The organism is Alphaproteobacteria bacterium, assembly GCA_020638555.1.
Taxonomy (GTDB): Bacteria; Pseudomonadota; Alphaproteobacteria; order Bin95; family Bin95; genus JACKII01.
In genome coordinates, this window is sequence record JACKII010000001.1 from 594901 (window position 1) to 616342 (window position 21442).

General features: G+C 68.7%; 25 protein-coding genes. 16 read left to right on the plus strand and 9 right to left on the minus strand.

The window, feature by feature from the left end:
* Positions 1–163: 163 nt before the first annotated feature.
* Genes H6844_02755 through H6844_02765 form a run of 3 tightly spaced genes read right to left on the minus strand, consistent with a single transcriptional unit; the run spans position 164 to position 1671 of the window.
* On the minus strand, positions 164–832 hold the full coding sequence (locus tag H6844_02755; protein MCB9928318.1) for a M48 family metallopeptidase: 669 nt from the start codon (positions 830–832) through the stop codon (positions 164–166).
* 6 nt (positions 833–838) lie between these two features.
* Complete coding sequence (locus H6844_02760; protein MCB9928319.1) at positions 839–1285, minus strand: YcgN family cysteine cluster protein; 447 nt, start codon at positions 1283–1285, stop codon at positions 839–841.
* Positions 1282–1671, minus strand: coding sequence for a DUF983 domain-containing protein (locus H6844_02765; protein MCB9928320.1), 390 nt, complete (start codon positions 1669–1671; stop codon positions 1282–1284). The genes H6844_02760 and H6844_02765 overlap by 4 nt, the downstream gene beginning before the upstream one ends.
* A 130-nt stretch (positions 1672–1801) precedes the next feature.
* Here H6844_02765 and rsmI point away from each other — a divergent pair, with 130 nt between their 5' ends.
* The 3 genes from rsmI to H6844_02780 are packed head-to-tail and all read left to right on the plus strand — an operon-like array spanning position 1802 to position 3525.
* Positions 1802–2704 (plus strand): 16S rRNA (cytidine(1402)-2'-O)-methyltransferase, encoded by a 903-nt coding sequence (gene rsmI / locus H6844_02770; protein ID MCB9928321.1) that lies wholly within the window; start codon positions 1802–1804, stop codon positions 2702–2704.
* Positions 2701–3081, plus strand: a complete 381-nt coding sequence (locus H6844_02775) for a YraN family protein (protein MCB9928322.1) — start codon at positions 2701–2703, stop codon at positions 3079–3081. The genes rsmI and H6844_02775 overlap by 4 nt, the downstream gene beginning before the upstream one ends.
* 48 nt (positions 3082–3129) lie before the next feature.
* Complete coding sequence (locus H6844_02780; protein ID MCB9928323.1) at positions 3130–3525, plus strand: DUF427 domain-containing protein; 396 nt, start codon at positions 3130–3132, stop codon at positions 3523–3525.
* 195 nt (positions 3526–3720) lie between these two features.
* Here H6844_02780 and H6844_02785 read toward each other — a convergent pair whose 3' ends face one another.
* The gene (locus H6844_02785) at positions 3721–4953 is read right to left on the minus strand and encodes an MFS transporter (GenBank protein MCB9928324.1); all 1233 of its coding nucleotides are present in this window, start codon (positions 4951–4953) and stop codon (positions 3721–3723) included.
* Positions 4954–5344: 391 nt separating this feature from the next.
* Between H6844_02785 and H6844_02790 the strand changes: the two genes are divergently transcribed.
* Positions 5345–6097 (plus strand): hypothetical protein, encoded by a 753-nt coding sequence (locus tag H6844_02790; protein MCB9928325.1) that lies wholly within the window; start codon positions 5345–5347, stop codon positions 6095–6097.
* Positions 6098–6322: 225 nt separating this feature from the next.
* On the opposite strand, the gene groL is transcribed toward H6844_02790, so the two are convergent.
* Both groL and groES read right to left on the minus strand, forming a co-directional pair.
* The gene (gene groL, locus H6844_02795) at positions 6323–7978 is read right to left on the minus strand and encodes a chaperonin GroEL (protein ID MCB9928326.1); all 1656 of its coding nucleotides are present in this window, start codon (positions 7976–7978) and stop codon (positions 6323–6325) included.
* 63 nt (positions 7979–8041) lie between these two features.
* A complete protein-coding gene (gene groES, locus H6844_02800; GenBank protein ID MCB9928327.1) occupies positions 8042–8332 on the minus strand; it encodes a co-chaperone GroES in 291 nt (96 codons plus the stop codon).
* Positions 8333–8632: 300 nt separating this feature from the next.
* On the opposite strand from groES, the gene H6844_02805 reads away from it, so the two are divergent.
* From H6844_02805 to H6844_02845, 9 genes are all read left to right on the plus strand, one after another.
* The gene (locus H6844_02805) at positions 8633–8896 is read left to right on the plus strand and encodes an usg protein (GenBank protein MCB9928328.1); all 264 of its coding nucleotides are present in this window, start codon (positions 8633–8635) and stop codon (positions 8894–8896) included.
* A gap of 144 nt (positions 8897–9040) precedes the next feature.
* Positions 9041–10105: a COX15/CtaA family protein gene (locus tag H6844_02810; protein ID MCB9928329.1), complete on the plus strand. Its 1065-nt coding sequence runs from the start codon at positions 9041–9043 to the stop codon at positions 10103–10105.
* A gap of 35 nt (positions 10106–10140) precedes the next feature.
* The gene (locus H6844_02815; GenBank protein MCB9928330.1) at positions 10141–10743 is read left to right on the plus strand and encodes a DNA-3-methyladenine glycosylase 2 family protein; all 603 of its coding nucleotides are present in this window, start codon (positions 10141–10143) and stop codon (positions 10741–10743) included.
* 178 nt (positions 10744–10921) lie between these two features.
* A complete protein-coding gene (locus H6844_02820) occupies positions 10922–11314 on the plus strand; it encodes a RidA family protein (GenBank protein ID MCB9928331.1) in 393 nt (130 codons plus the stop codon).
* Positions 11315–11346: 32 nt separating this feature from the next.
* Positions 11347–12417 (plus strand): tartrate dehydrogenase, encoded by a 1071-nt coding sequence (locus H6844_02825; protein MCB9928332.1) that lies wholly within the window; start codon positions 11347–11349, stop codon positions 12415–12417.
* Between the two features lie 33 nt (positions 12418–12450).
* On the plus strand, positions 12451–13476 hold the full coding sequence (locus H6844_02830; protein MCB9928333.1) for an isopenicillin N synthase family oxygenase: 1026 nt from the start codon (positions 12451–12453) through the stop codon (positions 13474–13476).
* Between the two features lie 4 nt (positions 13477–13480).
* Positions 13481–13957: a MaoC family dehydratase gene (locus H6844_02835; protein ID MCB9928334.1), complete on the plus strand. Its 477-nt coding sequence runs from the start codon at positions 13481–13483 to the stop codon at positions 13955–13957.
* A gap of 136 nt (positions 13958–14093) precedes the next feature.
* Positions 14094–14789 carry an aquaporin Z gene (gene aqpZ, locus H6844_02840; GenBank protein ID MCB9928335.1) on the plus strand — a complete coding sequence of 232 codons (696 nt, stop codon included), beginning with the start codon at positions 14094–14096 and terminating at the stop codon, positions 14787–14789.
* Positions 14790–14890: 101 nt separating this feature from the next.
* Positions 14891–15538 (plus strand): PEP-CTERM sorting domain-containing protein, encoded by a 648-nt coding sequence (locus H6844_02845; GenBank protein MCB9928336.1) that lies wholly within the window; start codon positions 14891–14893, stop codon positions 15536–15538.
* Between the two features lie 5 nt (positions 15539–15543).
* Here the strand turns inward: H6844_02845 and H6844_02850 are convergent, their stop codons facing one another.
* Genes H6844_02850 through H6844_02860 form a run of 3 tightly spaced genes read right to left on the minus strand, consistent with a single transcriptional unit; the run spans position 15544 to position 17764 of the window.
* Complete coding sequence (locus H6844_02850) at positions 15544–16047, minus strand: nicotinamide-nucleotide amidohydrolase family protein (protein ID MCB9928337.1); 504 nt, start codon at positions 16045–16047, stop codon at positions 15544–15546.
* A complete protein-coding gene (locus H6844_02855) occupies positions 16044–16499 on the minus strand; it encodes a phosphatidylglycerophosphatase A (protein ID MCB9928338.1) in 456 nt (151 codons plus the stop codon). The genes H6844_02850 and H6844_02855 overlap by 4 nt, the downstream gene beginning before the upstream one ends.
* Positions 16496–17764, minus strand: coding sequence for a bifunctional 2-C-methyl-D-erythritol 4-phosphate cytidylyltransferase/2-C-methyl-D-erythritol 2,4-cyclodiphosphate synthase (locus H6844_02860; GenBank protein MCB9928339.1), 1269 nt, complete (start codon positions 17762–17764; stop codon positions 16496–16498). The genes H6844_02855 and H6844_02860 overlap by 4 nt, the downstream gene beginning before the upstream one ends.
* A gap of 107 nt (positions 17765–17871) precedes the next feature.
* Here H6844_02860 and H6844_02865 point away from each other — a divergent pair, with 107 nt between their 5' ends.
* The 3 genes from H6844_02865 to H6844_02875 are packed head-to-tail and all read left to right on the plus strand — an operon-like array spanning position 17872 to position 21370.
* The gene (locus H6844_02865; GenBank protein ID MCB9928340.1) at positions 17872–18972 is read left to right on the plus strand and encodes a PAS domain-containing protein; all 1101 of its coding nucleotides are present in this window, start codon (positions 17872–17874) and stop codon (positions 18970–18972) included.
* A gap of 47 nt (positions 18973–19019) precedes the next feature.
* Complete coding sequence (ntrC, locus tag H6844_02870) at positions 19020–20471, plus strand: nitrogen regulation protein NR(I) (protein ID MCB9928341.1); 1452 nt, start codon at positions 19020–19022, stop codon at positions 20469–20471.
* 38 nt (positions 20472–20509) lie between these two features.
* Positions 20510–21370 carry a DMT family transporter gene (locus H6844_02875; GenBank protein MCB9928342.1) on the plus strand — a complete coding sequence of 287 codons (861 nt, stop codon included), beginning with the start codon at positions 20510–20512 and terminating at the stop codon, positions 21368–21370.
* The last annotated feature ends 72 nt before the right edge of the window (positions 21371–21442 follow it).

Genomic DNA, 21442 nt, shown 5'->3' on the forward strand with positions numbered 1-21442 from the left:
CTGCCGCCGATGGCTATGCCGTTTGCCGGCCGAGCCGGAGGCGAGGGCCGGGAACGGCCGCTCTCGCGAACACCGGCCGCGATGATGTTCGAAGGAAGACACCGGCCCCGGATGGCGGCTCCGCCGCCTCCGGGGATCAGAGGGGCTCCGCACCGTCCGGGGATCAGCCGTAGCGGTGCAGCCCGCGTCCGTGGCGTTTCAGCCAGGCTTCCTGCGCCTCGAAGCCCGGTGTCAGTTGCGCCACCAGCGCCCAGAAGCGGGCGCTGTGGTTCAATTCCACCAGATGCGCCACCTCGTGCGCGGCCACATAATCCAGCACCTCGATCGGCGCCATGGCCAGACGCCAGGAGAAGGACAGCCGCCGGGCGCTGGAGCAACTGCCCCACCGGGATTTGGGATCGCGCACCGCCAGCGGCGGCGGCGCCTGCCCCAGGCGCTCGCAATGGCGCGCGACCGCCGGCACCAGCGTCCGCCGCGCCTCGGCTTTCAGCCAGGCCGTGACCAGGGCCGGCACCGTTTCCTCCCGGCCGCCGACATGCAGCACGCCGTCCGCCGCCCGCACCGGATCGCGCGCGCGCCCGGCGAGAGCGATTTCGTGGGGCGCGCCGGCGACCGGCACCACCGCGCCCGGCCGGAACGGCACCGGCTCCGGCGTCCGCGCCCGCTGGGCGGCGAGCCAGTCGCGCTTGGCGGCGACGAAGCGCAGGCCTTCGCCTTTCAGGCGGGCATGGGGCAGGGTCAGGACCGGGGCGCCGCGGGCGTTCAGGCGCAGCGAAATGCGCCGGGCACGGCCATCGACGCGGATGGTCAGGTCCGGCGGCACCTCCCGCATCGGAGGCTACAATTGCCAGTCGACGACATAGCGGATCAGATCCGCCTCGTCGGCCAGTTCGTCTTCGGAAATGGTGCGGTGCCGCACGGAAACGCCGGCCGTGTGCACGGTCTCCGGATCGCCGGAGACCAGCGGATGCCACCAGTAGAGCGGCTTCCCCTCCGAGAGCAGGCGATAGGCGCAAGTCTGCGGGATCCAGGACAATGCGCCGATATCCGCCTGGGACAGGTCGATGCAGTCCGGCACAAGGGTGCAGCGGTTGGCATAGTCGCCGCAGCGGCAGGTGTGCGGGTCCATCAGCCGGCAGGCGACGGAGGTGGGCTCGATCTCGTGCGTGTCTTCGTACTCGACCTTGAGCAGGCAGCACTTGCCGCAGCCGTCGCACAGGGACTCCCATTCCTCCGGAGTCATCTCCCAGAGGGATTTGGCCTCCCAGAATGGCCGCTCGCTCACAGGCTCGGCGATCCCTGGCGCTCGCGCCCGTTCAGGCCGAGCGACCACATCAGGCCCAGAACCCCGCCCTTGAGGAAGGGCAGGAAGGCCAGACAGAGGGCGAGGGTGACCGCCGGCCAGACGATCATGTTGGTCGTCATGGACCATTGCTGGGTCTGTTCGGTCAGCAGCACGGTCGGCACGACAAGGTGGCCGACCAGCACGATGGTCAGGTAGGGCGGAAAATCGTCGGCGCGGATATGGCCCAGCGCCTCGCCGCAACGGCTGCATTGGTCCACCACGCGCAGATAGCCGGCAAAGGCATGGCCCTGGCCGCAGGCCGGGCAGCGGCGGCGCAGGCCGCGGCCGATGGCGGTGCTCGTGGATTTGCGACGTTGGATCGGCATGGGCAGGAACTCTCCTCGACTCGAGTCGCCACTATATAGCGATCCGAGGGCCTTGTCCGCAGGCGACCGAACGTCCTGGCCTGATTTCCCGTGCCTGCTTTCCGCGCGCGAAGCGTGTAGGCTGGCGGCCATGCAAGCGCTCGACACCCTGCTGCCGCCGGCTCCGCTGGCCCCCGGCCTCTATGTGGTCGCCACGCCCATCGGCAATCTGGAGGACGTGACCCTGCGGGCGCTGCGGGTGTTGCGCGACGCCGCGGCCATCGCCTGCGAGGACACGCGCCTGACCCTGCGCCTGGTGCAGCGCTACGGCCTTTGCCGCACGCTGTTGCCCTATCACGAGCACAACGCCCGCCAGGCGCTGCCCGGCCTGCTGCGCCGGCTGGAGGCGGGGGAGGCGCTGGCGCTGGTGAGCGATGCCGGCACGCCCCTGGTCTCCGACCCCGGCTACCGGCTGGTGGCGGCCGCCCTGGAGGCCGGGCACCCGGTCGTGCCCATCCCCGGCCCCAGCGCGCTGCTGGCGGGGCTGGTGGGCGCCGGCCTGCCCACGGACCGGTTCTGCTTTGCCGGCTTCCTGCCGCCGCGCCAGAGCGCCCGCCGCCGCGCCCTGGAGGAGTTGGCGGCGATACCGGCGACCCTGGTGTTCTACGAGGCGCCGGGCCGTGTCGCCGACACGCTGGCCGACATCGCCGCCGTGCTGGGCGAGCGGACGGCCTGCCTCGCCCGCGAGCTGACCAAGCGACACGAGGAATGGCGGCGCGGCCCTGCCGGAGTCCTGGCCGCCGGCGCCGCCGAAGATCCCCCGCGCGGCGAGTGTGTGCTGCTGGTGGCGCCACCCGCCGCCGACGCCGGCCAGCCGTCGGCCGAGGACCTGGACACGCTGTTGCGCGCGGCCCTTGCCCGCGACAGCGTCCGCGATGCCGCCGCCGCGGTGGCCGAGGCGACGGGGCTGAAGCGCCGCGCTGTTTATGCCCGCGCCCTGGAACTGGCGCGGGCGTTGGATGGCGATGCGAACGACCGGGAGCCGGACGCGTGACCGCCGAACGCCAGCGCCGCGAACGCCTGGGGCGCGCGGCCGAAGCCCAGGCCGCTGGCTGGCTGCGCGCCCAGGGCTACACCATCCTGGCCGAGCGGCTGCGCACGCCCTCCGGCGAGATCGACCTGATCGCCTTCCGGCCGCCGGTGCTGGCGCTGGTGGAGGTGAAGGCGCGGGCCTCCACCGGCCGCGGCCTCTACGCCCTCTCCGCCCGGCAGGCAGCGCGGATCGCGGCGGCGGGCGAGCACTTTCTGGCTGATCATCCGGAGCACGCCGACAGCTTCGTCCGTCTCGACCTGATCGTGGTCACGCCCGGCGGGCCACCGCAGCACTTCCCGGACGCCTGGCAGCAGGACGGGGATGACAACGGCTGGTGAGGCGCTAGCATGGTCCTCTCGCCCGCCCGCGAAGGAGGCCCGAAGCCCATGAGCAGCGACAAGGCAGCCCCGCCGCCCCGCACCATCACCCTGGAACCCGCGCCGGCACCGGTGCGGGTCGAGTTCGCCGGCACCACGCTCGCCGAGAGCGACCGCGCCCTGATCCTGCGCGAGGAGACGCTGCCGCCGGCCTTCTACATTCCGCGCGCCGATGTGCGCTGGGAGGCGCTCCGCGAGTCGGACCGGCAGAGTTTTTGCCCCTACAAGGGCACGGCGCGCTATTGGAGCGTGCAAGTCGGCGACCGCGAGGCCGAAAACGCGGTCTGGGGCTATCCGGAGGCCATCGACGCGGTGGCCCCGATCCGTGACTGCGTCGCCTTCTATTGGAACCGCGTCGATGCCTGGTATCTGGACGACCGCCGCCTGGACGCGCCGAACTTCTGAGGTGCCATTCCGAGGGGCCGCTGTACCCCGGAAGCCCTTGTTCCCCGGAGGTGGCGGAGCCGCCCGTGTTCCCCGGAGGTGGCGGAGCCGCCATCCGGGGCCGGTGTCATCATCCGAACACCGCCCCCTTGGGTGTTCGCTTGCCGCCGGCCGGTCCCGGCGCACCGCTCCGCCTCGGCCGGGAAACCGCGCGCCCTAGTCCGGGTGGTGCAGGGTGGCCGCCAGCGCCACCGACACGGCGAACACCGCCCCGCCCAGCAGATAGGCGGTGGCATAACTGCCGGTCCAGTCGAAGATGAGGCCGCTTACCAGCGGGCCGCCGGCGCCGACCGTGCCCATCAGGGCCAGGATGGCGCCCATCAGCGCCCCGGCCGCGCCGGTGCCGAACAGGCCGACGGCGATGGTGGCCAGCAGCGGCGAGGCGCCGCCAAAGCCGAAGCCGAAGGCCAGCCCGGCCAGGATCACCCCCGTTGGGCTGCTGGCGAGCGCCAGCCCGACCATGCCGAGCCCGGCCAGCGCGCAGGCGGCCTGGTAGGACGGGCGCGGGCCGAGCCGGTCGCTCACCATGCCGACCAGCACCTTGCCGGCGCCGTTCGCCGCGCTGAAGGCCACGACCGCCAGGGCCGCGAAGGTCAGGTCGAAGCCTTTCTCCAGGATGAAGGGCGCCAGTTGGACGAAGACGATGGCGCCGCCGAACCACCAGAAGCCGAAGGTCAGCGCCATGCGCCAGAACAGGCCGGTGCGAACGATGGCGCCCAGGCTGTTGTAGACCGGCAGTTCCGGCTCCCGCCCCGCATTGGCCCGGCGGCGGGCCGCGGCCGCGCCGGCGCCATAAGGCTCCAGCCCCATGTCCGCCGGGGCGCGGCGCAGTAGCAGCGCGCCGCCGACCATCACCACCGCCGTGGCGATGCCGAGCCACCAATAGGTCTCGCGCCAGCCATAGGCGTCCAGCAGCGCCTCGACGATGGGGGCCATGACCAGCGTGCCGGTGCCACCGCCCAGGAGGCCGATGCCCATGGCGAGGCCGCGCCGGTCCTCGAACCAGCGGGAAATCGTCGAGACCAGCGGCGCCCAGGCAGCGCCCATGCCGATGCCGGCGATGCCGCCATAAAGGGCGTAGAGGTGCCAGAGCTCGGTCACATACGCGCCCAGCAGCGTGCCGCCGCCCATCAGCAGCCCGCCGAGGGCGATGGTCAGGCGCGGCCCGAACCGGTCGACGCACCAGCCCATGGGCAGGGCGAACACGCCATAGGTCACCAGGCCGAGCGACATCGCCCCGGAGATCGCGGCGCGGCTCCAGCCGAACTCGTCGACCAGATAGGGGTAGAACAGGGTGAAGGAATAATACGTGCCATAGCCGCTCATGCCGACCAGCAGGCAGGCGGCGACGATGACCCAGCCGTAATGGACGGACCTAAGAGCGGGCATGGAGACGGGCCTGGAGAGCGGCAATGCGGATCGGATCGGGCACTGGCGGCCTCCCAAGACCGGCCGCGATGATTGCCCGGCCCCGCGCCGGACAATGGACGAGGCGCAAGGGGCATGCATAGCACAGCCCCGCGGCCGAACAATCCGCCGCGATCGCCGGTTCGATACGGTTGTGGCGATCCGAAGGCCGATTTCGCTGGCGATTCAACCCAATGTCTACAGGAAAATGCATTTGTTGCCTGAAATACCGGACAAATTCCCTGCAATAAGATACGGTATTACAATACGATGGCATAATTCATGGTTGCAAATGGCGAGGATCAGGGTATGGTTTTGCATCCGTTAACCGTCCCGCCAGTCGAGTGCGGGCTGCGAAAAAGAAGGTGCGGTGATGAGTGTGGTATCGAAACTGACCCTGGCTGCGGGTGCGGCCGCGATCATGGGCGCCGTCGGCAGCGTGCCGGCGCAGGCGCGGTTGATCTTGGCCATCGATGATCCGACAACGGCCGGAATCGATTATATCGCCGTCGACGATGGCGATGGCATGGTGGGCGATGCGACCCCGTTCGGCACGGCCACCACCGCCGACGGCGCCGCTGGCGGCGGCAATGTCAATATGACGATCACCGGCGACCCACGGTTCGCGCTGATCTTTGCCGCAGCCACATCGTCGTCGACGCCGAGCGCCGGCAGTCTGACCTTGTCCGTTGTCAGCGTGTCGGGGCTGACGGCCGACGTGGCCCTGGATATCTTCGCGATCGATACGGATTACGGGCTGGGTCCCGGCACGTTGTGGACGGTCAACGAGTCGACGACCGGCACCACGGCGGCGGGAACGACCGTGAACACCGGCACGGCGGTCGACCTGACGAATATGGAACTGGGGCCGATCGCGCTGCCGGACAGCCATGGGACCGGCACGATCAACGATGTCGACCTGACCGTGAATGCGAGCTCGACGCCGGCGGCCTTCTCGCTGGCGCAGGGCGTCCGGATCGACTATCCGACCGCCGGTGCCGGCTTCCAGCCATTCTCGACCACGTCCGTCAACACCGCTTTGACGGTGACCGTCGATGAAGCGCCGGGCCTGCTGCTTGGCCTGGCGGGGCTGTTGGGGATCGGCTGGATCCGCCGTCGCCGCTGACGCTGCTTTTCCCACCGTTCCAGACTTCAGACGCACAGGCCCCGGTTTCGGGGCCTGTTTGCATTGCGGCGTCCCGTTTTGCCGGGCCGGTGGGGGCATCGTCGGGGCTCCCGTGTCGGGCCGCACCCGGTTTCCCCGCCGGAATTCCTCCCGCCTTTTCGAATGCAAAGAGGCCGCGCTCGGTTGAGCGCGGCCTCCCTGTCGGTAACAGCGTTGGGGGGTGGATCAGAAGTCCATGCCGCCCATGCCGCCCATACCGCCCATGCCACCCATGTCCGGCATGCCGCCGGCGCCCGGCTTCTCCGGACGCTCGGCCACCATGGCCTCGGTGGTGATGAGCAGGCCGGCAACCGACGAGGCGTCCTGCAGCGCGGTGCGCACGACCTTGGTCGGGTCGATGATACCGGCCTTCACCAGATCCTCGTACCGGCCGTCCTGGGCGTTGTAGCCGAAGTTGGCGTCCGAGCTTTCCAGCAGCTTGCCGGCGACCACGGCGCCGTCTTCGCCCGCATTCTCGGCGATCTGGCGCACCGGCGCCTGCAGCGCGCGGCGGACGATGGTGATGCCGACCTTCTGGTCCTCGTTCGCCGGGGAGAGCGCATCCAGGGCCTTGACCGCATACAGCAGCGCGGTGCCGCCGCCCGGGACGATGCCTTCCTCGACCGCGGCGCGGGTGGCGTTCAGGGCGTCATCGACGCGATCCTTGCGCTCCTTCACCTCGACCTCGGTCGCGCCGCCGACGCGGATGACCGCGACGCCGCCGGCCAGCTTCGCCAGACGCTCTTGCAGCTTCTCGCGGTCGTAGTCGGAGGTGGTCTCCTCGACCTGCTGGCGGATCTGGTTGCAGCGCGCCTCGATGTCGGCCTTCTCGCCGGAACCGTCGACGATGGTCGTCTCGTCCTTGTTGATGCTGACGCGCTTGGAGCGGCCCAGCATGTCCAGGGTGACGGTCTCGAGCTTGATGCCCAGGTCTTCGCTGATGACCTGGCCGCCGGTCAGGATGGCCATGTCTTCCAGCATCGCCTTGCGACGATCGCCGAAGCCCGGCGCCTTCACGGCGGCGATCTTCAGGCCGCCGCGCAGCTTGTTGACCACGAGCGTGGCCAGCGCCTCGCCCTCGATGTCCTCGGCGACGATCAGCAGCGGCTTGCCGCTCTGCACGACGGCTTCCAGCACCGGCAGCATCGGCTGCAGGCTGGCGAGCTTCTTCTCGTGCAGCAGGATGTACGGCTCTTCCAACTCGCAGATCATCTTCTCACCGTTGGTGATGAAGTAGGGCGAGAGGTAGCCGCGGTCGAACTGCATGCCTTCGACGACGTCGAGCTCGGTCTCGAGGCTCTTCGCCTCTTCGACGGTGATCACACCCTCGTTGCCGACCTTCTGCATGGCCTCGGCGATCATCTTGCCGATGGAGGCTTCGCCATTGGCCGAGATGGTGCCGACCTGGGCGACCTCGGAGGAGTCGTTGATCTTCTTCGACCGGCCCTTCAGGTCCGCGATCACCGCTTCGACCGCCAGGTCGATGCCGCGCTTCAGATCCATCGGGTTCATGCCGGCGGCAACGGCCTTGGCGCCTTCGCGCACGATGGCCTGGGCCAGCACGGTGGCGGTGGTGGTGCCGTCACCGGCGACGTCGTTGGTCTTCGACGCCACTTCGCGCACCATCTGGGCGCCCATGTTCTCGAACTTGTCGGAAAGCTCGATTTCCTTGGCGACGGTCACGCCGTCCTTGGTGATGCGCGGCGCGCCGAACGCCTTGTCGAGCACGACATTGCGGCCTTTCGGGCCCAGCGTCACCTTGACGGCGTCGGCCAGGGTGTTGACGCCCTTGAGCATGCGCTCACGGGCATCGGCGGAAAAACGGACGTCTTTCGCAGCCATGGTAGTTTATATCCCTCTTCTATCCGATCGGGGGTGTATTATCTGGAGCGCGGTCGAAGACGATCAGTCTTCGATAATGCCCATGATGTCGGACTCTTTCATGATCAGCAGGTCTTCGCCGCCGATCTTGACTTCCGTGCCGGACCACTTGCCGAAAATGATCCGGTTGCCTTCCTTGACGTCCAGCGGCGTGACCGCGCCGTCATCGGCGATGCGGCCGGAGCCGACGGCGATGATCTCGCCTTCCATCGGCTTTTCCTGGGCGGTGTCCGGAATGATGATGCCGCCGGCGGTCTTTTGCTCGGACTCGACGCGGCGGACCAGAACGCGGTCGTGCAGCGGCCTGAAACGCATTCGGGAGTCTCCCTTGAGGTTGCTTGCAGGTGATGTCACATCGGTGACCCAAGGCGACCGGATTGGCACGCCCGGGATGCGCCGCCATTTAGGAAGGAAGGCCCGTGGTTGCAAGGAAAAATTTGGCACTCAGCCCGGGTGAGTGCTAACAATTCGTTCGCACTCGCCGATGCTGGCTGCCAACATAAAGAAATATAATAGATTTTTACGCTTTTGTGCGACGAGTCGTCTTGATCGCCCCTGGCAATCCCCGTCACAATTCGCGGGTTGGCAATGATGGCAGGACGGAGTACGGCGCGTATGACATTCCTTTCGCAGCAACTGGCCGGTTACCGGCTGACCACCGCGGAAATCCTGTACCACATGCCGGACCATCCGCGCCTGCTCCAGGCCTTCGTCTGGCAGAAGCTGGATATCGCGCCCGAATTCCCGGTGCTGCGCCGGTTCCTGGATTTCTGGGACCGGGAGTTGGAGGGGCGCGTGCATTCGGTCCGGGTCGCCCAGAAAGGCTTGGTCAGCCCGGCGGAATTGCGCGTGGTCGACGGCGAGCTTCGCCTGCACTGACCCTGTCGGGCCGGCCGCTGCGGCGGCCGTTCCGCGCGACACTTTGAGCCGTCGCTTGCGGCAACCCGTCGTTTGATGGCGGGGGGGCTCGTCCATACACTCTCCGGCAGTAACAACGCCCGATCTGGGGAGTGTATCCGATAGATGGTGGCGATTCGTCACAGAGCGATAATAGCCGGGTGGCTGTTTGCTTTGGTTGCAGCAGTATTCGCAATGGTTTGTATTGGCGGTATTACCCGATTGACCGAGTCCGGTCTTTCGATGGTGGAATGGCGCCCGTTGATCGGCATGATTCCGCCCATGAGCGATGCCGAGTGGCAGCGGGTTTTCTCGCTTTATCGGACGATTCCCGAATACCATCAGATCAATGCCGGCATGAGTCTGGCGGATTTCAAGCTGATTTTCTGGTGGGAATACATCCACCGGCTTTGGGGCCGGCTGATCGGCGTGTTGTTCCTGCTGCCCTTCCTGTTCTTCCTGGTCCGCGGCTGGCTGACCCGGCGCCTGGCGCTGCGGCTGTTCGGCCTGCTGCTGCTGGGCGGGCTGCAAGGGCTGGTCGGCTGGTGGATGGTCAAGAGCGGCCTCGCCGAGCGCACCGATGTCAGCCAGTATCGTCTGGCCGCGCATCTGGTGTTCGCGCTGATCATCCTGGCCTTGCTGTTCTATCTGGGCCTGTCGCTGTTGATCCCGCCGAACCGGCGCATGCGCGTACGCCGGTCCCTGGCCGGTCATGCCTGGCTGGTGGCGGGCGCGATCCTGTTCACCATCGTTTCCGGCGCCTTCGTCGCCGGCACGAATGCCGGGCTGATCTATAACACTTTCCCGCTGATGGGCGGCCGGCTGGTGCCGGCGGAATACGCGCACATGTCGCCCTTCTGGCTGAACTGGTTCGAAAACCAGTCGGCAATCCAGTTCAATCACCGCTGGATCGCCATCACCACGTTCACGCTGATCGCGGTGTTGTGGGGGCGCTGCCGCCAGGCCAGCCTGAACCGGACGGCGCTGATGGCGGTCAATCTGCTGATGGGCGTGGCGTGCTTGCAGGTCTCGCTGGGCATTCTCACCCTGCTGACCAATGTGCCGATTCCGCTGGCGGCGACGCACCAGGCGGTGGCGGTGCTGTTGTTCCTGAGCGCGCTGGCCACGGCCTTCAGCCTGCGGCCGCGCTGGAAAACCCAGGCGCTGCCGGTGGGCGCCTTGCCCGCGTGAGCGACCCGCGCGCCGACGGCGGCGAAGACCCGCGCATCCGGGCCCTGCAAGCGGGGCTCGCCGCGCTGACGGCGGCCGATCCGGCGCTGGCGCGGGCGGTGGAGGAGGCGGGCGCCCCGGTTTTCGACCTGCGGCCGCCGGGCTTCGAGACCCTGGTCCGCGCCATTGTCGCCCAACAGGTTTCCGCCGCCTCGGCCCGGGCCATTTTTGCGCGCCTGTGCGCCGCGGTGCAGCCGCTGACGCCGATGGCCTTCCTGGCCGCCGGGCCGGAGGCGATCCGCGCCTGCGGCTTTTCCCGCCCGAAAATCGCCTATGCCACGGCGCTGGCCGAGCACATTCTCGACGGCCGCCTGCCGCTCGACTCCTTGCCGGAGCGGGACGATGCCGCCGTGGTCCAGGCGTTGACCGCGGTTCCCGGCATCGGCGTCTGGAGTGCGGAGGTCTATATGATCTTCGCCATGGGCCGCCCCGATGTCTGGCCCGCCGGCGATCTGGCCCTGCAGACGGCGCAACAGCGCCTGCGCGGGCTGGAGGCGCGGCCGACGCCGAAAGTCTCGCGCGAGCTGGCGACGGCCTGGGCGCCCTGGCGCTCCGCCGCGGCGGTGACGCTCTGGCACTATTACCGCACCATGCCCTGAGCCGCGCCGGCGGGTTTCTCCCTGAGCCAAGCCGGCGGGTTTTTTCCCTGAGCCGTGCCAGCGGGTTTCTCCCTGAGCCAAGCCGCGGATTTCGCCATGCGCGATGCCGGTAGCCGGTCGCAAGGCGGAACGCTACACTCGCGGGCGTCCACAGAATCCGATCCCGAAGGTTCGTCCCATGGCCACGCTCCAACCCTACGCCGCCCCCGGTGTGTTCGACCCGCCCGCCTATGCCCAGGCCATCAAGGTGACGGGCGCCTCCACCCTGATCGTGTTGTCGGGCCAGGTCGACTACGATGCCCAGGGCGGCGTCGCGAACCCCGGCGACATGAAGGCCCAGGCGCTGGCCTGTTTCCGCCATGTCAAGGCGCAGGTCGAGGCCGGCGGCGGCTCGATCCGGAACATCGTCCGGCTGAACGTCTACGTGACCGACATGGGCAAGGTGGCCGACTACCGCGCGGCGCGGGCCGAGGTGTTCGGCGACCTCAAGGTCGCCAGCACGCTGGTCGGCGTCACCGCGCTCGCCCAACCCGGCTTCGTCATCGAGGTCGAGGCCATCGCGGCCTTTTAGACTCCATTGCAAACCCGAGGAACCGTCCGAATATGACCGCCCAATACAAAATCGCCGTCCTGCCCGGCGACGGCATCGGCAAGGAGGTCGTGCCCGAGGGCCTGCGCGTGCTGGATGCCGTCGGCAGCCGCTTCGGCCTGCGCTACGAGTTCACCCAGTACGATTGGTCGTGCGAGGACTATGCCAAAACCGGCCGGCTGATGCCGGAGGACGGCATCGACCTGCTGCGGCCGCACGATGCCATTTTCCTGGGCGCCGTCGGCTGGCCGAGCGTGCCCGACCATGTCTCGCTCTGGGGCATGCTGATCCCGATCCGGCGCGAGTTCGACCAGTATGTCAACCTGCGCCCGGTGCGCCTGCTGGACGGCGTCTCGTCGCCGCTGGCGGGCCGCGGGCCGGAGGATATCGACTTTTTCGTCGTGCGCGAGAATTGCGAGGGCGAGTATTCGGAGATCGGCGGCCGCCTCTATGCCGGAACGCCCTACGAGATGGTGAGCCAGCAGACCACCTTCACCCGCCGCGGCGTCGACCGCATCCTGAAATACGCCTTCGACCTGGCGATGACGCGCAAGCGCAAGAAGGTGACGTCGGCCACCAAGTCCAACGGCATCATCCACACCATGCCCTATTGGGACGAGCGCTTCGCGGAGATGAAGAAGCAGTATCCGGAGGTGACGACGGACCAGTACCATATCGACATCCTGACCGCGCATTTCGTGCAGCACCCGGACTGGTTCGACGTGGTGGTGGGCTCGAACCTGTTCGGCGACATCCTTTCCGACCTGGGGCCGGCCGTGGCCGGGTCCATTGGCATCGCGCCCTCGTCCAATATCAACCCGGAAGGCCGCTATCCCAGCATGTTCGAGCCGGTGCACGGCTCGGCGCCGGACATTGCCGGCAAGGGCATCGCCAACCCGATCGGCCAGATCTGGTCCGGCGCGATGATGCTGGAACATCTGGGCCATTCCGACGCGGCCCAGGCCATCGAGCGTGCCATCGAGACCGTGCTGACCGGCGGCGGGCCGAAAACCCGCGACATGGGCGGCAACGGCTCGACCGAGGAGATCGGCAAGGCGATTGCCGAGGCGGTCGCCACCGCCTGACCGCCGCCCGGACTCGAAAGCTAGGATATTGCCATGAGCGCCGCCCCCGACCGCATCCCCGTCATCGACCTTGCGCCGCTGGCCGACGGCGGCGCGGCGGGCCGGGAGGCGGTCGCCCGCCAGTTGCGCGAGACCTTCACGCGCATCGGCTTTCTGCTCATCACCGGCCATGGCGTGCCGCAGGACCTGATCGACCGCACCTTCGCCGAGGCGCGGCGCTTCCACGCCCAGCCGATGGCGGCGAAGCAAAAGGTGCTGATGAACGCGCACAACAACGGCTACATGGCCGCCGGGCGCTACAATGTCCGCACCTCCCGCGTCAGCGAGGCGGACGCGAAGCCGGACCGGAACGAAGCGTTCTTCATCAAGCGCGAGCGCGGGCCGGACGATCCGCTGGTGCGGGCCGGCCGCCGCTTTGCCGGGCCGAACGAATGGCCGGACAACCTGCCGGGCTTCCGCGAAACCCTGCTGGAATACACCGACGCGGTCGACGCCATGGCGCGGCGCCTGTTGCCGGCGCTGGCGGTGTCGCTCGACCTGGCGCCCGATTTCTTCGACGCCGCCTTCGCCGAGAGCCAGTTTTCCTTCCGCCTGTCCCACTATCCGGCGGTGAGCGAGCGCGAGGCCGGCCAGTACGGCATCGCCCCGCACACCGATGCCAATTTCCTCACCTTCCTCGCGCGCTCCGGCGTGCCGGGCCTGCAGGCGCGCGTGGGCGAGGACCGATGGCTGGACGTGCCGGACGTTCCGGGCTCCTTCGTGGTCAATTCCGGCGACATGCTGCACCGCTGGACCAACGGCCACTACCGCTCGACCCCGCACCGGGCGCTGCCGCCCATCGGCGAGCCCCGGTACGCAATTCCGTATTTTCTGGGGCCGCACATGGATACCGTGATCGCCTGCCTGCCCACCTGCCAGGGGCCGGACGACCCGCCGCAATACCCGCCCATGACCTACAGCGAGTATCTGCACTGGTGGTACGACTCCAACTACAACGCCAAGGACCAGGCCGATCTGGCGGCCGGGGCCGCCGGCTCCGCGCCCCGGGCGGCGGAGTGAGGCGATGGCACCGCCGGTCCAAAGCGTCGCCGCCCGCTATTTCGACGATCTCGCCGTGGGCGAGCGGTTCGCCTCCGCCGGCTTCACCTTCACCGAGGCCGGAATCATCGACTTCGCCTGGCAGTTCGACCCGCAGCCCTTCCATACCGACGCCGACTATGCGCGCGAGCATTCGATTTATGGCGGTCTGATCGCCAGCGGCTATCACACGCTCAGCGTCTGCTTCCGGCTGGTGCACGGCATCGGCCTGTTTGCCGGCACCAATATCACCGGCCGCAAGTTGGACGGGGTGCGCTTCCTCAAGCCCGTCTATGCGGGCGACACGCTGCGGGTGCTGGTGACGGTGCAGACGCTGACGCCGTCGTCGCGGTCGGACCGGGGCTATGTCGGCCTGTCCTGGGATGTGCGCAATCAGAAAGACGAAGGCGTGCTCACCGCCGAGCCCGAACACGTGGTGATGCGCCGCCCCGATCCCGCCTGACCGACGGACGGTCCGGCCCGGCGTGATCGGCTCATGCGACCTGGCGCCGCAGAGGATCGCTTGCCATCAGTTTCCCACAAAATCACGGTACCGAATTGCGGGCTTTATTTAAGTAACGCAACGTGGAGAGTTGGAAATGGGCAAGTTGATTGCGGAATTCATTGGAACATTCTGGTTGGTGCTGGGCGGATGCGGCAGCGCCGTGCTCGCGGCGGCCTTTCCCGATTTGGGCATCGGCTTTATGGGCGTGGCGCTGGCGTTCGGGTTGACGGTGCTGACCATGGCCTATGCGGTGGGGCATATCAGCGGCGGCCATTTCAATCCGGCGGTCTCGATCGGCATGGTGGTCGGCGGGCGCTTCAGCGCGAAAATCCTGCCCGGCTATATTATCGCCCAGCTTCTGGGCGCGATCGCCGCGGCGGCGGTGCTCTATGTGATCGCCAGCGGCGGGCCGGCGTTCGACGCCAGTGCCGGCTTTGCATCGAACGGGTATGGGGCGCATTCGCCCGGCGGTTACAATATGGTCTCGGCCCTGGTGATCGAGGCGGTGATGACCGCCGGTTTCCTGATCGTGATCCTGGGTTCGACGCATGGCCGCGTGCCGGCCGGCTTCGCGCCGATCCCGATTGGCCTGGCCCTGACCCTGATCCATCTGGTGACGATTCCGGTGACCAACACCTCGGTCAATCCGGCGCGCAGCACCAGCCAGGCGATCTTCCAGGGATCGTGGGCATTGGATCAGCTCTGGCTGTTCTGGGTCGCGCCCATTGTTGGCGCGATTGTCGGCGCGCTGCTGTTCCGACTGATGACCGCCGACGACGAGCACGTCTGAGGGACGGCCGCGCGGGGGCTCTCGGGACTCTTATGATGTCGGTAATATTATGGTACGACAGAGATGTTGACCATCAAGGACGACGTTTGGAGAGACGAGAGATGGATTTTCGGTTGGTTGGCGCGTCGTTGGCCGGCCTGACGGGTTTGGTTGCATCCGCCGCGCAGGCGGTGCAGATCGACCCGATCCGCTATGACATGCGCAATGGCGAAAGCGGCACCTACACCTATCACGATGAAACCTACACCGGCTCCGGCAACAAGGCCGCGAATGGCGCGGCCTTGTCCGGCGGTGTCGGCGATCTGACCGATGGGGTTGTCGCCACCCAGAACTGGATCGACGCCGAAATCGCGCCGAACGGGCCCTATGTGGGCTGGTTCACCTTCGACCCCACCATCACCTTCTATTTTTCGGGCACGCCGACCATCAACCGCGTCGTGTTCCATTTCGACGATCCGAACGGCTTGGGCGGTGTGATGGCGCCGGCCGGGGTGACCGTCGACGGCGTGGCGCAGGCGATCGCCGACCCGGCCGGCTCGGCGCCGTTTGCGGTGGAGGTGACCGGGTTGAACATCGTGGCGTCCTCGTTCGACGTGGGCATCCAGCGCCGCGGCAGCAATATCTGGATCATGCTGAGCGAGGTCGAGTTCTTCGGCGATGCCGTGGCCGCGCCCACACCGGGCGTGTTGCCGCTGCTGGCGGTTGGCGCGGCGGGGCTCGCAGGGCTGGCGCGTCGCCGCGCGGCGTGACCGGCTCAGCCGGCGGCCCGCGTCTTGATCAGCGCCAGCGCGTCGCGCACGGCGGCCAGGCGCACGGCGCTGCGGTCGCCCGCATAGACCCGGTGCAGGGTTGCGGTCGGGCCGCCGCGGCTGGCAATGGCCAGGTGCACGGTGCCGACCGGTTTTTCCGGCGAGCCGCCGCCGGGACCGGCGAGGCCGCTGACCGCCACGGCCAGGTCCGCATCGTCGCCGGCAATGCGCAGCAGCCCCTCCGCCATTTCGGTCACCGTCTGGGGGGAAACGGCGCCATGGGCCGCCAGGGTTTCCGCCCGCACGCCCAGCACCTCGCGCTTGGCCAGGTTGGAATAGGTGACGAAGCTGCGGCCGATGCCATCGCTGGAGCCCGCGATCTCGGTCAATGCCGCGGCGATCAGGCCGCCGGTGCACGACTCCGCCGTGGCCGCCCGCAACCCGGCCCGGCGCAAGGCGGCCAGCGCCTCGGTCGCCAGGGCGACCACGTCGTCGGGAAACAGGCTCATACCAGGCCTCCGGATTGCAGCAGGACGAGAGCCAGCGCGGCATAGACGCCGGCGATCCAGTCGTCCGCCATGATCCCGAGTCCGCCGGGAAGCGTGCGGTCGGCCCAGGAGGCCGGCCAGGGCTTCAGGATATCGGCGGCGCGGAACAGAAGAAAGGCCAGGGCGATCTCCAGGGGCGCCAGCGCGGCGCAGGGCAGCAGGGCCAGCCACAGGCCCGCCACTTCGTCGATGACGACGGCGCCGGGGTCGTCCCGTCCCAGGGCGGCGGCATAGCGGCCGCCGGCCCAGATTCCGGCCAGGCTCACCGCCAGCGTGCCGATGGCCAGCAGTTCCACCCCGCCGGCCCAAAGCAGGAGCAGGCCCGGCGGCAGCGCCGCCAGTGAGCCCCAGGTGCCCGGCGCCTTCGGCAGCAGGCCGCTGCCGAACCAGGTGGCGAGGAGTTTTGCGATCATGGCGCCGGATCCCTGCCGCCCGCTTCCGCGCTCTCTGGCGTGCCCGCCGGCAGTTCCACCGTGGCGACCGCGTGGGCGGCGATGCCTTCCTCGCGGCCGGTGAAGCCCAGGCGCTCGCTGGTGGTGGCCTTCACCGCCACCCGGTCGGGCGCAAGGCCGGCCAGGGCGGCGATGCGGGCGCGCATGGCGTCGCGATGCGGGCCGATCTTCGGCCGCTCGCAGACCAGGGTCAGGTCCAGGTGCAGCACTCGCCCGCCGCGCGCGGCGACGCGCGCCATGGCATGGCGCAGGAACACGGCGCTGTCCGTTCCGGCCCAGGCCGCTTCGGAGGGCGGGAAGTGCTGGCCGATATCGCCCTCGGCCAGCGCGCCATAGAGCGCATCGCAGAGCGCGTGCAGGCCGACATCGGCATCGGAATGGCCGGCCAGCCCGCGGGTGTGCGGGATGCGCACGCCGCCGAGCGTGACATGGTCGCCCGCGCCCGCGGCGCCCGCGGCGCCCGTGGCGCCCTTCGGTTCCGCGAACGCGTGCACGTCATAGCCGAACCCGGTGCGGGTTTCGCGTGTCGCCGCCAGCAGCGCCGCCAGCCGGGCGAGGTCCGCGGCGGTGGTGACTTTCAGCAAGATGTCGTCTCCCTCGACCAGCCGGACGCGGTGGCCTGCCGCCTGCATCAGGTCGGCGTCGTCGGTGAAATCCTCGTGCGGCGCGGCGCGGTGGGCCGCCAGGATCGCCGCGAAATCGAAGCCCTGGGGGGTCTGGGCGCGCCAGAGGCCCGCGCGCGGCACGGTTTCGGCAATGGCGCCGGCGCCATCGGCCCGTTTCAGCGTGTCCACCACGGCCAGGGCGGGGATGGCGCCCGGCGCATCCGCCAGCGCCGCCAGCACCCGGTCCACCACCGCCGGCATCAGCAACGGCCGTGCCGCGTCGTGGATCAGCACCCGCGCCGGCGGCTCCGGCAGGTTCGCCAGGGATTCCAGGCCGTTGCGCACCGATGCCTGCCGCGTCGGGCCGCCCGCGACGGCCGGCAACAACGGCAGGCCGGCGGTGGCGCGGGCGTAGGCGGCGCCGTCGTCCGGGTGGATCACGCAGGCCACCGTGCCGATCGCCGGATGCGCCAGCAGCGCCGCCGCCGCCCGGCGCAGCAGCGGCTGGCCGCCGAGGCAGGCGTATTGTTTCGGCGCCGCGCCGGCGAAGCGGCTGCCGCGGCCGGCGGCGACGATCAGGGCGGCGGTCTGGGGTAGGGACTCGGGTCGGGTCTCGGGCATGCGTCCCGATAGCACGGGCACCGCAAACGCAACAGAGGGCTTGCAATCTGTGTGCGGTGCACCTAAATTGCTCAAGAATTCATCATTTAGGAAAATGAACAAGATTTATGCAGATGCTCCTCGAATCTGTGCCCGATGCCAGTGCAATCCTGGAAGCGCTGTCGGCTGCGGTGTTGGTGATCGATGCCAATGACGTGGTGCGGCAGGCGAATTCGTCGGCGGAGCAGATCCTGCAAACCAGCCGGCACGGCCTGATCGGGCAGCGACTGGACGCACTCATCCCCGCCGATTCGCCCCTGCACGCGCTGGCGCGCCAGGTGCGCGGCAGCGTTGCCAGCATTGCCGACCACGGCATCCCGCTGGAGACGCCGCGGGTGTCGATCCCGGCGGTCTCGGTGCAGCTTTCCCCGGTGCTGGACGCCGACGGGCGCGACCAGGGCTGGATCGTGCTGTCGATCTCGCCGCACACCATTGCCCAGCGGGTCGACCAGCAATTGCTGCACCGCCATGCCGGCCGCTCGGTCGCGGCCATGGCGGCGCTGCTGGCGCACGAGGTCAAGAACCCCCTGGCCAGCATTCGCGGCGCCGCCCAGCTGCTGGAAATGGCCGCGTCGGCGGAGGATCAGGAACTCGTCACCCTGATCTGCGACGAGGTGGACCGCATCAATGGCCTGGTCGAGCGCATGGGCCTGGTGGCCGACCCGCGCGGACTGGAGCGGGGGCCGGTGAACATCCACGAGGTGCTGGAGCGCGCCCGGCGCATCGCCGAAACCGGCTTTGGCGAGGGCATTCGCCTGATCGAGCGCTACGACCCCTCGCTGCCGCCGGCCTTCGGCCATCGCGACCAGCTGATCCAGGTTTTCGTCAACCTGCTGAAGAACGCGTGCGAGGTGGTGAGCCGGGACCGGGGCGAGATCGTGCTCTCCACCGCCTACGAGCACGGCGTGCGCCTGATGGTGCCGGGTGCGGCCAAGCCGGTGGACCTGCCGCTGGTGGTGCGCATCCAGGACAACGGGCCCGGCGTGCCCGACGACATGCGGGCGCACCTGTTCGATCCGTTCGTCTCGGCCAAGCCGGGCGGGCACGGGCTCGGGCTGGCGCTGGTGGCGAAAATCGTCAGCGAGCACGGGGGTTTGGTGGAATGCGACAGCGAGCCGGGGCGGACGGTCTTCACCGTCATGTTGCCGGTGGCAGCGGGGACGCTATGAACGATCCGGGTGTAATCACTGCGAACGATTCGCGTAGGAGAGTGGCAATGAAGCCGGCAACCATCCTGATTGCCGATGATGACCGGGCGATCCGCACGGTGCTGACCCAGGCGCTGGGCCGGGCGGGCTACGAGGTCCGGGCGACGGCGCACGCGGCGACGCTGTGGCGCTGGGTCGAGGATGGCGCCGGCGATCTCGTCATCACCGACGTGGTGATGCCGGACGAAAACGGCCTGGATCTGGTGCCGCGCATCAAGAAGCGCCGGCCCGACCTGCGCGTCATCGTCATGAGCGCGCATTCCACCCTGCTGACCGCGGTCAAGGCGACCGAGCGCGGCGCCTTCGACTATCTGCCGAAGCCGTTCGACCTGCGCGAACTGGTGCGCACGGTCGAGCGTGCGCTGAGCGAGCCGGCCAATGCGGTCGCCGCCGACAGGAATCACGAGGAAGAGGACCTGCCGCTGATCGGTCGCTCGCCGGCGATGCAGGAAATCTACCGGGTGCTGGCCCGCCTGATGAGCACCGACCTGACGGTGATGATCCACGGCGAAAGCGGCACCGGCAAGGAACTGGTCGCCCACGCACTGCACGATTACGGCCGCCGCCGCCACGGCCCGTTCGTCGCCGTGAACATGGCCGCCCTGCCACGCGAACTGATCGAAAGCGAGCTGTTCGGCCACGAGAAGGGCGCCTTCACCGGTGCGGTGCAGCGCAATGCCGGCAAGTTCGAGCAGGCGGCCGGCGGCACCCTGTTCCTGGACGAGATCGGCGACATGCCGCTGGAGGCGCAGACCCGCCTGCTGCGGGTGTTGCAGGAGGGCGAGTTCACCACCGTCGGCGGCCGCACGCCGATCCGCGCCGACGTGCGCATCGTCGCCGCCACCCACCGCGACCTGCGCCAGTTGATCCGGCTGGGGCAGTTCCGCGAGGACCTCTACTACCGCCTGAACGTGGTGCCGATCCGCCTGCCGCCGCTGCGCGAACGGCTGGAGGACGTGCCGGACCTGGTGCATCACTTCCTCTCCCGCGTGGCCCAGGAGGGGCTGCCGCAAAAGCAGATCGAGCCCACCGCCATCGCCCGCCTGCGCCAGCACCGCTGGCCCGGCAATGTGCGCGAACTCGAAAATCTCGTGCGCCGGCTGGTGGCGCTCTACACCGACGACGTCATCCGGCTCGAATCGGTGGAGATGGAGCTGGCCGACATTTCCGCGCCGCCCGAACCGGAAGGGGGCGGGGCCACCGTGCCGGCGGACGAGGGCCTGGAAACCGCGGTGGAGCGGGTGCTGAAACGCTATTTCGACGCCCATGACGACCTGCCGCCGCCGCCGGGCCTCTATGACCGGGTGCTGCGCGAGGTGGAGGCGCCGCTGATCCGGCTGTCGCTGGCTTCCACGCGCGGCAACCAGATCCAGGCTGCCAAAATGTTGGGCTTGAACCGCAACACGTTGCGCAAGAAGATCAAGGATCTTGGCATTCCGGTAATTCGCGGCCTCTCCTGATCCGATCCAGCACGAGCCGCGGGAAGCGGCTCGGCGCGATGATGGGTTATGTGGCGGCGTTTTCCTGCTCGGTCGGGCTGGGCCTGGCGGTCGCGGTGGCGCGGTTTGCCTACGAAGGTGGCACCAATGGCGTCACCGTAGCGGCCCTGCGCGCAACCCTGCTCGTCCTGCTGACGGGTGCCTATTGTCTGGCCACCGGGCGCAGCCTGCGCCTGTCCTGGCGGCTCTGGTTCCTGTGCTTCCTGCTGGGCCTGCCCATGGCGGTGATGTTCTATGGCAACATCGCCGCCGTGCAGTTCATCCCGATCGGGCTGGCCGCGCTGCTGTTCTTCACCTTTCCGCCGCTGATCGCCCTGGGTGAGGCCGCCTTGGCCCGGCGCTGGCCCGGCGGCGTGCAGGTGGCCTCGGTGCTGATCGCGTTTGTCGGCCTGGCGCTGATGCTGGGGGTCAGCTTCGAGACCGCGCACCCGCTGGGCGTCGCCCTCAGCCTGTCGGCCTCCATCGCCACCACCGTCAACGTCATCGGCAGTGCCCGGGTTCTGCCCAAGGGCGACCGCTGGGTCATGTTCTGGCACATGGCCGTGGTGGCGGCGCTTTGCCTGATCGCGGTCGCGGTGGCCCGCGATGCGGTCGTCCTGCCGACGGCGCCGGTCGGCTGGGCCGGCATGATTGGCGTCGCGCTGTTGCAGGCCAGTTCCATCCCGTTGTTCTATGTCGCCATCCACCATATCGGCCCGGCCAAGAGCGCCATGCTCACCAACCTGCAACCGGTGGTCAGCATTGTCGCGGCCTTCCTGTTGTTCGGCGAGTTGCTGACGCCGTTGCAGTCCGCCGGCGCGGCGCTGGTGCTGGGCGGCATCGTTTTGATGCAGGCGAGCGAGGTGCGCCGGCGTCGCTAAAGCGGCGTCGAGGCCCTTAGCCCGCGGCGGCGGGGCCCTTTGCCCGCGGCTGCGGGCCTGTGTATACCTGCG

What these genes read in the sequence shown, in the direction of transcription:
- rsmI (MCB9928321.1), top strand. Translation starts at nt 1,802, where the DNA reads ATGCAAGCGCTCGACACCCTGCTGCCGCCGGCTCCGCTGGCCCCCGGC.
- aqpZ (MCB9928335.1), top strand. Translation starts at nt 14,094, where the DNA reads ATGGGCAAGTTGATTGCGGAATTCATTGGAACATTCTGGTTGGTGCTG.
- H6844_02805 (MCB9928328.1), top strand. Translation starts at nt 8,633, where the DNA reads ATGACATTCCTTTCGCAGCAACTGGCCGGTTACCGGCTGACCACCGCG.
- H6844_02860 (MCB9928339.1), bottom strand. Translation starts at nt 17,764, where the DNA reads ATGCCCGAGACCCGACCCGAGTCCCTACCCCAGACCGCCGCCCTGATC.
- H6844_02850 (MCB9928337.1), bottom strand. Translation starts at nt 16,047, where the DNA reads ATGAGCCTGTTTCCCGACGACGTGGTCGCCCTGGCGACCGAGGCGCTG.
- H6844_02820 (MCB9928331.1), top strand. Translation starts at nt 10,922, where the DNA reads ATGGCCACGCTCCAACCCTACGCCGCCCCCGGTGTGTTCGACCCGCCC.
- H6844_02830 (MCB9928333.1), top strand. Translation starts at nt 12,451, where the DNA reads ATGAGCGCCGCCCCCGACCGCATCCCCGTCATCGACCTTGCGCCGCTG.
- H6844_02755 (MCB9928318.1), bottom strand. Translation starts at nt 832, where the DNA reads ATGCGGGAGGTGCCGCCGGACCTGACCATCCGCGTCGATGGCCGTGCC.
- groL (MCB9928326.1), bottom strand. Translation starts at nt 7,978, where the DNA reads ATGGCTGCGAAAGACGTCCGTTTTTCCGCCGATGCCCGTGAGCGCATG.
- H6844_02790 (MCB9928325.1), top strand. Translation starts at nt 5,345, where the DNA reads ATGAGTGTGGTATCGAAACTGACCCTGGCTGCGGGTGCGGCCGCGATC.
- H6844_02780 (MCB9928323.1), top strand. Translation starts at nt 3,130, where the DNA reads ATGAGCAGCGACAAGGCAGCCCCGCCGCCCCGCACCATCACCCTGGAA.
- H6844_02785 (MCB9928324.1), bottom strand. Translation starts at nt 4,953, where the DNA reads ATGCCCGCTCTTAGGTCCGTCCATTACGGCTGGGTCATCGTCGCCGCC.
- H6844_02865 (MCB9928340.1), top strand. Translation starts at nt 17,872, where the DNA reads ATGCAGATGCTCCTCGAATCTGTGCCCGATGCCAGTGCAATCCTGGAA.
- H6844_02835 (MCB9928334.1), top strand. Translation starts at nt 13,481, where the DNA reads ATGGCACCGCCGGTCCAAAGCGTCGCCGCCCGCTATTTCGACGATCTC.
- H6844_02810 (MCB9928329.1), top strand. Translation starts at nt 9,041, where the DNA reads ATGGTGGCGATTCGTCACAGAGCGATAATAGCCGGGTGGCTGTTTGCT.
- H6844_02765 (MCB9928320.1), bottom strand. Translation starts at nt 1,671, where the DNA reads ATGCCGATCCAACGTCGCAAATCCACGAGCACCGCCATCGGCCGCGGC.
- H6844_02855 (MCB9928338.1), bottom strand. Translation starts at nt 16,499, where the DNA reads ATGATCGCAAAACTCCTCGCCACCTGGTTCGGCAGCGGCCTGCTGCCG.
- H6844_02845 (MCB9928336.1), top strand. Translation starts at nt 14,891, where the DNA reads ATGGATTTTCGGTTGGTTGGCGCGTCGTTGGCCGGCCTGACGGGTTTG.
- ntrC (MCB9928341.1), top strand. Translation starts at nt 19,020, where the DNA reads ATGAAGCCGGCAACCATCCTGATTGCCGATGATGACCGGGCGATCCGC.
- H6844_02825 (MCB9928332.1), top strand. Translation starts at nt 11,347, where the DNA reads ATGACCGCCCAATACAAAATCGCCGTCCTGCCCGGCGACGGCATCGGC.
- H6844_02875 (MCB9928342.1), top strand. Translation starts at nt 20,510, where the DNA reads ATGATGGGTTATGTGGCGGCGTTTTCCTGCTCGGTCGGGCTGGGCCTG.
- groES (MCB9928327.1), bottom strand. Translation starts at nt 8,332, where the DNA reads ATGCGTTTCAGGCCGCTGCACGACCGCGTTCTGGTCCGCCGCGTCGAG.